Genomic DNA, 8,201 nt, shown 5'->3' with positions numbered 1-8,201 from the left:
CGGTGTCGAAGAGGATCTTGATGTCGGTGTCCCCGTTGCGCAGGAACGGCGAGATGTCCCAGCGGTTGGAGTCGTAGCCGAAGTTGTTGCGGTTGCCCGGCACCGGCCCAGACCCCGGTGCAGCCGGTACCGGGCGCCGTGCCGGCCGGGTACCACGAGTACAAGGACCCGAGCGGCTTCTCGGTGGTGCTGCCGGACGGGCTGCAGCAGACCGGGTCGGACGCCAACCGGCGGATCTTCAAGAACGCGGCCGACGGCAGCCAGCTGCGGATCGAGTGGACCACGTCGCCCGGCGCCAGCGCGGTGGCGGACTGGCAGGAGTCGGAGCCCAACGTCCGCGGCCAGGTCAGCAACTACCAGCGGCTGAACCTGTCGGCGATCACCTACCGGCAGTGGACCAACGCGGCGGACTGGGAGTGGACCAACGGCACGCCCAGGACGCACTCGCTCAACCGCGGCTTCGTGACCGGCACCCCGGCCAAGTACGGGTACTCGATCTACTGGATCGTCCCGGACACCGAGTGGGCCGCCCAGGCCCCGGTCCGGGACGTCGTCTTCAACAGCTTCCAGCCCGCGCCGTGACGGGCCCGCTCAGCCGATCAGGCGCTGCTTGGCGCGGGTGAACTCGTCCTCGGTGAGGGCGCCGGAGGCGTGCAGGGCGGCGAGCCGTTCGAGCTGACCGACGAGCTGTTCGCCGGTGGAGGCTTCGGCGGGGGCGGCGGACAGGGACTTCGGGGCGTTCCGGGCGGCCCGGGCGGCGGCCCGGAGCTGCTCGGCGAAGAACTCGGCCTTGACCACGTCCTCGAAGCGGTGCGAGCCGGTGAGCGCCACCACCAGCAGCACTTCGCCGTTGAGCTTGGTGCGGGTCACGGTGGCGTCGGTGACGGAGGCCAGCGGAACCGGGACCGGCGGCTTCCCGTCCTTCAGGAAGAGCAGCCGGTGGGTGGTCAGCACGAGCACTCCCTTGCGGAAGTGGTCGGGGTGGCGCCCGGCGGTGGAGGCGACCGGCTTCTCGTCGGCCACGACGGACGCCTCGACGGCCCGAACGGCCTCCGCGTGGTTGCCCTTGCCGCTGTTTCCGGCCGCCTCGAAGGCGGTGTCGATCAGATCGGTCCAGTCCATGGGATCGAGCCTAAGGGAGCCGCTCAGTAGGCTGGTCGGCGAGCGAGAGGAACTGGCATGCGAGGCGGCCCCGGACAGTTGCTGGCGGGGCGGTACCGGCTGACGGACCGTCCCGAGCCGCTGCGTGCCCACGCGGTGGACGAGCGGACCGGCGAATCGGTCCTGCTCGGCGCCCTGGAACTGCCCGGGCTGCTGTCGGCCGGTCAGGATCCGGAGAAGGCCGCCGCGGCGCAGGCGGACCGGCTGGTGCGGCGGGTGGCGGCGGTCGGTTCGGCCGCTCCGGTCGCGCACCCGCGGCTGCTGCGCGGGGTGGGCGCCTTCGTCGAGGGCGAGCTGCTGTGGACGGTGGAGGAGCGGCCGGCCGGGCGGACGGCGGCCGACCTGCTCGTCGACGGACCGCTGCCGCCGTACCGGGCGGCCGAGTTGGCGGCGGACCTGGCCGGAGCGCTGCGGGCGCTGCACGCGGCCGGGCTGACCCACGGCGCCGTGACCGCGGAGTCGGTGCTGGTCTGCGAGGACGGCGCCGCGATGCTCGGCGGGCTGCTCGCCGGGGTGGCGGAGGAGGCGCTGGCCGAGGACCTCGGCGGGCCGGGCGGGCGGCGCCGGTACGAGGTGCGGGCCGACCTGGTCGGGCCGGTGGCGGAGCGCTGGCCGCTGGACGGCGGCCCGGCGGGCGACTGCTGGGCGCTCGGGGTGCTGCTGCAGCGGCTGGTCACCGGCCGCTCGCCGTACCCGGAGCGGGACGTGCCGGAGCTGGTCACGGCGGTGCGGGACGGGCGGCGGGAGCCCTCGGTGGTGTGCGGGCCGCTGGCGTCGCTGGTGGAGCGGCTGCTGCAGCCCGATCCGGCGCTGCGCCCGACGGCGGAGGCGGTGCGCGGGGAACTGGCGGAGCTGCTGGCGGGGGCGCCGGAGCCGGTCGACGGGGAGCGGTCGGCGGTGGTCCGGGCGACGCGGGCGGAGGCGCCGGCGGTGCCTCGGCCGCGGCGTCCGGGGGGCGGCTCCGGGGCGCGGGGGAGTGCCCGAAAGGGCGGCGACGGTGGGGACTTCGGGGCGGGAAACGGGGCGAAACCGCCCCGGATACCCCCCTCCCTGTGGGGGCCGCTGTTGGTGGGTGGAGTGTTCGTGCTGCTCGCGCTGGGAATTGCCGCCGTGGTGCTGTTCGCGGGCTGACGACCCGCCCGGGTTCCGGTCCTGCGGTCCAGCGGGTGGGCGTGATTACCGGGGGCGGCAAGGTGCGCCTAATGTGTGCGTGGGATTTGTTCGAACAGTGGTCTGCACCAGGTCCTCCGTCGCGGTGACGGCAGGCGGAATGTGTGGGGGAGCGGGCGCAGATGGGCGTGCAGGACCGGCCGGATGCGGCCGAGGCGGAGCGGTTGCTGGCCGGGCGGTACGAGCTCGGCGAGCGGCTCGGCCGGGGTGGCATGGGCACCGTCTGGCGGGCCTGGGACCGGATGCTCGACCGCGAGGTCGCGGTCAAGGAGCTGACCGTCAACCACCTGCCCGAGGAGGACCTCCAGATCCTGCACACCCGGATGAAGCGCGAGGCTAGCGCGGCCGCGCGGATCAAGCACCCCGGTGTGATCACCGTGCACGACGTGCTGGAGCAGGACGGCCGGCCGTGGATCGTGATGGAGCTGGTCGACGGCCGCTCGCTGGCCGACGTGATCAGCCAGGACGGCACCCTGCAGCCGCGCGCCGCCGCCGAGGTCGGCAGCCAGGTGCTGGCCGCCCTGCACCGCGGCCACCAGCTGGGCGTGCTGCACCGGGACGTCAAGCCGGCCAACGTGCTGCTGGAGCGCGGTACCGGCCGGGTGGTGCTGCTGGACTTCGGCATCGCGAAGTACGAGGGCGCGACCGAGCTGACCCGGCCGGGCGACCTGGTCGGCTCGCCGGACTACCTGGCGCCGGAGCGCGCCCAGGGCGAGCGGCCCGGACCGGCCTCCGACCTGTGGGGCCTCGGGGCGACGCTGTACGCGGCGGTCGAGGGGCAGTCGCCGTTCCGGCGGGACTCGCCGATCACCACGCTCGCCGCGGTGGTCGACGAGCCGCTGCCGGAGTCCCGGCGTGCCGGCCCGCTGGGCCCGGTCCTGGCCGCGCTGATGGCCAAGGACCCGGCCGAGCGGCCCGCCGCCGACGAGGTGGCCCGGATGCTGGCCGAGGTGCAGGCCGGGCACACGATCGGCCTGAAGTCGGTCGCCGCGGTGCGCACGCCCACCCAGTCGGTGCCGGTGGTGGACCGCAGCGAGCGCCCGGAGCCGGCGACGGAGCCGGCCGGGGGCTCCGAGGAGCCGACCGAGCCGAAGGCCGCCGCGCCCGCCGGGCCGCCCGCGCCGCCCGCCGTCCCCGCCGAACCGGACACCGCCGGGGGCGCGCAGGCCATGGCACGGGCGCAGACCGGGCCCGTCGCGCCGGTGCCGCACTCCATAGCGCCCGTGCGCGGACCGGCCAAGCGCCGCAGCCTGCTGAAGATCGTCGGTGTGGCGGTGGCCGTCGGCCTGCTGGCCGCCGCGGGCACCTTCCTCGTCACCCGGCACGTGGTGGGCGGCGACGGCCCCGACGACCCGACGCCGTCCGCCGCCGAGTCCACCGGGCCGGAGCCCACCAGCGACGCCACGCCGGCGGTGGCGCCGCCCAGCGGCTACCACTGGGTCGACGACCCGGCCGGCTTCCGGTTCCCGCTGCCGAACGGGACACCGGCCTGGCAGCGGATCAGCGCGGGCGACAACCAGATCTTCTACAGCCCCGACGGCAAGGTGCACTACCTCCAGTTCGCCGTCACCGTCGGCCAGTCGGTCAAGCCGCTGGATCACATGCGGCAGATGGAGACCAGCGTCTCCAAGTCGCTCAGGGACTACAAGCAGCACCGGATGGCCGGCACCGCGGTGAAGGGCCAGGAGGCGGCGGTCTGGGAGTTCAGCTACCTGGCCAAGGAGGGCGGCCGCCGGCGCGCGATCGAGACCGAGTTCATCAGCCAGGACGGCACCAGCTACGCGATCTACTCGTCCAGCCCGGAGAAGGGCAGCGAGTGGAACGAGGCCGAGCAGCGCTTCTACGCGGTGCTCAACAGCTTCACCCCGACCCGCTGACCGGGCCGGGCGGCGCGTCCGCTTTCGCCCGACTGCGGCAGATTCTTGTTACCGACGGGTACCGGGACGGCCGCCGGTCGCCTAGGCTGCGCCGTATGTCGGACCTCACAGCAGATGCAGTGGCCACCGAACACCCCGGCGCCGGCAACCCGGCCGCCCCCGGCGGCGGCCGGACCGTCGCCGCGGCCGTCCCGCCGGCCCTGGTCGCCCGGCTGGCCGCCGGCGTCACCGCCACCGGCGAGCCCGACCTGGTGGAGACCGTGGCCCCGCTGACCGGCGAACGGCTGGCCAGCCTGCCGCAGTCCACCCCGGCCGACGTCGAGGTCGCCTTCCAGCTGGCCCGCCGCGCCCAGACGGCCTGGGCCGCGCTGCCGGTGCGCCGCCGGGCCGCCGTGCTGCTGCGCTTCCACGACCTGCTGCTCAAGCGGCAGGACGAGGTGCTGGACCTCGTCCAGGCGGAGACCGGCAAGGCCCGGCTGCACGCCTTCGAGGAGGTGCTGGCCGTCGCCATGGCCGCCCGGCACTACGGGCGGGCCGCGCACGGATACCTCAAGGACAAGCGGCGCGGCGGCGCGCTGCCGGTGCTCACCCACGCCGTCGAGGCCCGCCGCCCCAAGGGCGTGGTCGGCCACATCTCGCCGTGGAACTATCCGCTGGAACTGTCCGTCGGCGACGCCCTGCCCGCCTTCGCGGCCGGCAACGCGGTGGTCAACAAGCCCGACACGCAGACCGCGCTGACCGCGCTGTGGGCCCGCGAGCTGCTGGTCGAGGCCGGACTGCCGGCCGACCTGTGGCAGATCGTGATCGGCGACGGCCCGGTGATCGGCCCCGCCGTGGTGGAGCACGCCGACTACGTCTCGTTCACCGGCTCCACCCGCACCGGCCGCGACGTCGCCCAGCGCGCCGCCGCCCGGCTGGTCGGCGCCTCGCTCGAACTCGGCGGCAAGAACGCCATGCTGGTGCTCGCCGACGCCGACCTCGACGCGGCCGCCGCGGGTGCCGTCCGGGCCTGCTTCTCCTCCGCCGGGCAGCTGTGCATCTCCATCGAGCGCCTGCTGGTGCACCGCTCGGTGGCCGACGAGTTCCTGGAGCGCTTCGCCGCCCGCACCCGGGCGCTGCGCCTCGGCGGCGGCCTCGCGTACGGTGCGGACATGGGATCGCTGGTCTCCGTCCGCCAGCTGGAGACCACCACCCGGCACGTGGACGAGGCGGTCAAGGCGGGCGCCACCGTGGTGGCCGGCGGGCGCGCCCGGCCGGACCTCGGCCCGTTCTTCTTCGAGCCGACCATCCTCGACGGCGTCACCCCGGACATGGCGGTCTGCGCCGAGGAGACCTTCGGGCCGGTCGTCTCCCTCTACCGCTTCGACACCGACGAGGAGGCGGTGGCCGCCGCCAACTCCACGCCGTACGGCCTGAACTCCAGCGTCTGGACCAGGGACCTGCGGCGCGGGCGGACGGTCGCGGCCCGGCTGCGCACCGGCACGGTCAACGTCAACGAGGCGTACGCCGCCGCGTACGGCTCGGTCGGCTCGCCGATGGGCGGCATGGGCGACTCCGGGCTGGGCCGCCGGCACGGCGCCGAGGGCATCCTGCGCTTCACCGAGGCGCAGACCATCGCGACCCAGCGGCTGATGCCGATCGCGCCCTCGTTCGGCCTGGACGACCGGCAGTTCGCCGCTGTGATGACCGGCGGGCTGCGGGCGCTCAAGGCGCTGCGCTTCAAGTAGGCCCGCTCCGGGCGGGCCCGGAGTGCGGAGAGCCCGGCGCGCGGAGCACCCCGGCGCACGTGGGCCCGGTGCGCTCCGGCCCGTCGGCGCGGGCCCGGTTCACGCAGGCCCGTTCACGCAGGCCCGTTCACGCGGGCCCGTTCACGCAGGCCCTTCGGGCCCCGCCCGTCCGGCGGGGCCCGGTTCGCGGTACCCACAGGCAGGTTCATCCGGCGAAGGAGCGGTGGCAGATGGTGGAGTCCGGCGGTGCGGCGGAGTTCGACTACGACGTGGTGGTGGTCGGGTCCGGCTTCGGCGGTTCGGTCGCGGCCCTGCGGCTGACCGAGAAGGGCTACCGGGTCGCCGTCCTGGAGGCCGGGCGGCGCTTCGACCGGGACGAACTGCCCAGGAACTCCTGGGACCTGCCGAACTACCTGTGGGCGCCGCGGCTCGGGCTGTACGGCATCCAGCGCATCCACCTGCTGGCCAACGTGCTGATCCTGGCCGGTGCCGGGGTCGGCGGCGGCTCGCTGAACTACGCCAACACCCTGTACGTGCCGCCGAAGGCCTTCTTCGAGGACCGCCAGTGGTGCCACATCACCGACTGGCAGCAGGAGTTGGCGCCGTTCTACGACCAGGCGCAGCGGATGCTCGGGGTCCGGCTCAACCCGACCCTCACCCCCTCCGACGTCCACCTCAAGGCGGCCGCCGAGCGGATGGGCGTCGGCGACACCTTCCACATGGCGCCGGTCGGGGTCTTCTTCGGCGACGGCGAGGACGCCGGGGGCACCTCCCGGGCGGCCGGGGCGGCCCCCGGGGGCGAGGTCGCCGACCCGTACTTCGGCGGCGCCGGTCCGTCCCGCAAGGCCTGCGTGGAGTGCGGCGAGTGCATGACCGGCTGCCGGCACGGCGCCAAGAACATGCTCACCGAGAACTACCTGTACCTGGCCGAGAAGGGCGGGGCGGAGATCCACCCGCTCACCACGGTGGCCCGGATCCGGGAGATCGGCGGGGCCGACGGGAGCCGCGGCTACGCGGTGGACGTGCGGCGCACCGACGCGCGCTCGAGGACTGACCGGGTGAAGGCGGGCGCGCGGACCGTCACGGCGGCGCGGGTGGTCGTCGCGGCCGGCACCTACGGCACCCAGTCGCTGCTGCACCGGATGCGGGAGGACGGCCACCTGCCCCGGATCTCGGCGCGGCTGGGCGAGCTGACCCGCACCAACTCCGAGGCCCTGGTGGGCGCGCAGACCACCGACCGGCGCTACGGCACCAAGGCGGACTTCACCAAGGGCGTGGCGATCACCTCCTCGATCCACCCGGACGCCAACACCCACATCGAGCCGGTGCGCTACGGCAAGGGCTCCAACGCGATGGGCGCGCTGTCCATCGCCCAGGTCAGGGGCGGCGGCGCGGTTCCGCGCTGGCTGCGCTACCTGGGCAACTCGGCGCTCCACCCGGTGACCTTCGCCCGCTCGATGAACCAGCGCCGCTGGTCCGAGAAGACGATCATCGGCCTGGTGATGCAGTCGCTGGACAACTCGATCACCGTCTCGCTGAAGAAGGGCCCGCTCGGCAAGCCCCGGCTCACCTCCGCCCAGGGCCACGGCGAGCCCAACCCGACCTGGATCCCGGCGGCGGAGCGGGGCGCCCAGGCGCTGGCCGACGAGATCAACGGCTTCCCGGGCAGCACCGTCGGCGAGATCTTCGACATCCCGATGACGGCGCACTTCCTGGGCGGCTGCCCGATCGGCGACGCCCCCGGGACGGGCGTGGTGGACCCGTACCACCGGCTGTACGGCTACCCCGGGATCAGCGTGGTGGACGGTTCGGCCGTCTCCGCCAACCTGGGGGTCAACCCCTCGCTCACCATCACCGCGCAGGCCGAGCGCGCCCTGTCGATGTGGCCGAACAAGGGCGAGGCGGACCCGCGACCGGCCCAGGGCGAGGAGTACCGGCGGGTGGCGGCGGTGGCGCCGGTGCGGCCGGCCGTGCCCGAGGGGGCGTTCGGGGCGCTGCGGCTGCCGCTGCTGCCCGTCCCGGAGGTCCCGAGGAAGCGGGGCTGAACCCGGCCCGGAGGGCCAACCCGCGTGCCCCCGTTCCCGGTTGACATCGGTTCGGGTCCGATGGGATAAACGGGCTCCCTGGGCCTGCCAGGGACTCGTCGAGCGGGGGGAACGCGGGCCATGGCCGACTGCACAGCGTGCGGGGCGACGTCGGAGGAGGGGGCGCCCACCATGACCTGCCCCCGGTGCGGCTCGACCGACGTCGAGGAGTACGGCGAGCC

At 74.6% G+C, this 8,201-nt stretch carries 6 protein-coding genes; 5 read left to right on the top strand and 1 reads right to left on the bottom strand.

Features of this window, described 5'->3' with window-relative positions:
• Nucleotides 1-117: 117 nt before the first annotated feature.
• A complete protein-coding gene (locus AB0E96_RS35155; protein ID WP_359829885.1) occupies nt 118-582 on the top strand; it encodes a hypothetical protein in 465 nt (154 codons plus the stop codon).
• 9 nt (nt 583-591) lie between these two features.
• On the opposite strand, the gene AB0E96_RS35150 is transcribed toward AB0E96_RS35155, so the two are convergent.
• Nucleotides 592-1,122, bottom strand: a complete 531-nt coding sequence (locus AB0E96_RS35150) for an SHOCT domain-containing protein (RefSeq protein WP_359829883.1) — start codon at nt 1,120-1,122, stop codon at nt 592-594.
• A 57-nt stretch (nt 1,123-1,179) separates the two neighbouring features.
• On the opposite strand from AB0E96_RS35150, the gene AB0E96_RS35145 reads away from it, so the two are divergent.
• From AB0E96_RS35145 to AB0E96_RS35130, 4 genes are all read left to right on the top strand, one after another.
• Nucleotides 1,180-2,292 (top strand): hypothetical protein, encoded by a 1,113-nt coding sequence (locus AB0E96_RS35145; RefSeq protein ID WP_359829881.1) that lies wholly within the window; start codon nt 1,180-1,182, stop codon nt 2,290-2,292.
• Nucleotides 2,293-2,453: 161 nt separating this feature from the next.
• Nucleotides 2,454-4,208: a serine/threonine-protein kinase gene (locus tag AB0E96_RS35140; RefSeq protein ID WP_359829879.1), complete on the top strand. Its 1,755-nt coding sequence runs from the start codon at nt 2,454-2,456 to the stop codon at nt 4,206-4,208.
• Between the two features lie 95 nt (nt 4,209-4,303).
• A complete protein-coding gene (locus tag AB0E96_RS35135) occupies nt 4,304-5,935 on the top strand; it encodes a succinic semialdehyde dehydrogenase (RefSeq protein ID WP_359829878.1) in 1,632 nt (543 codons plus the stop codon).
• A 230-nt stretch (nt 5,936-6,165) separates the two neighbouring features.
• Nucleotides 6,166-7,980, top strand: coding sequence for a GMC family oxidoreductase (locus tag AB0E96_RS35130; protein WP_359829876.1), 1,815 nt, complete (start codon nt 6,166-6,168; stop codon nt 7,978-7,980).
• The last annotated feature ends 221 nt before the right edge of the window (nt 7,981-8,201 follow it).

Source organism: Kitasatospora sp. NPDC036755, assembly GCF_040636595.1.
GTDB lineage: Bacteria > Actinomycetota > Actinomycetes > Streptomycetales > Streptomycetaceae > Kitasatospora.
This window is presented reverse-complemented; position numbering and strand designations above follow the sequence as displayed.

Coding starts and splice junctions, on each gene's coding strand:
- AB0E96_RS35150 (WP_359829883.1), bottom strand. CDS start 1,122: ATGGACTGGACCGATCTGATCGACACCGCCTTCGAGGCGGCCGGAAAC.
- AB0E96_RS35145 (WP_359829881.1), top strand. CDS start 1,180: ATGCGAGGCGGCCCCGGACAGTTGCTGGCGGGGCGGTACCGGCTGACG.
- AB0E96_RS35140 (WP_359829879.1), top strand. CDS start 2,454: ATGGGCGTGCAGGACCGGCCGGATGCGGCCGAGGCGGAGCGGTTGCTG.
- AB0E96_RS35135 (WP_359829878.1), top strand. CDS start 4,304: ATGTCGGACCTCACAGCAGATGCAGTGGCCACCGAACACCCCGGCGCC.
- AB0E96_RS35130 (WP_359829876.1), top strand. CDS start 6,166: ATGGTGGAGTCCGGCGGTGCGGCGGAGTTCGACTACGACGTGGTGGTG.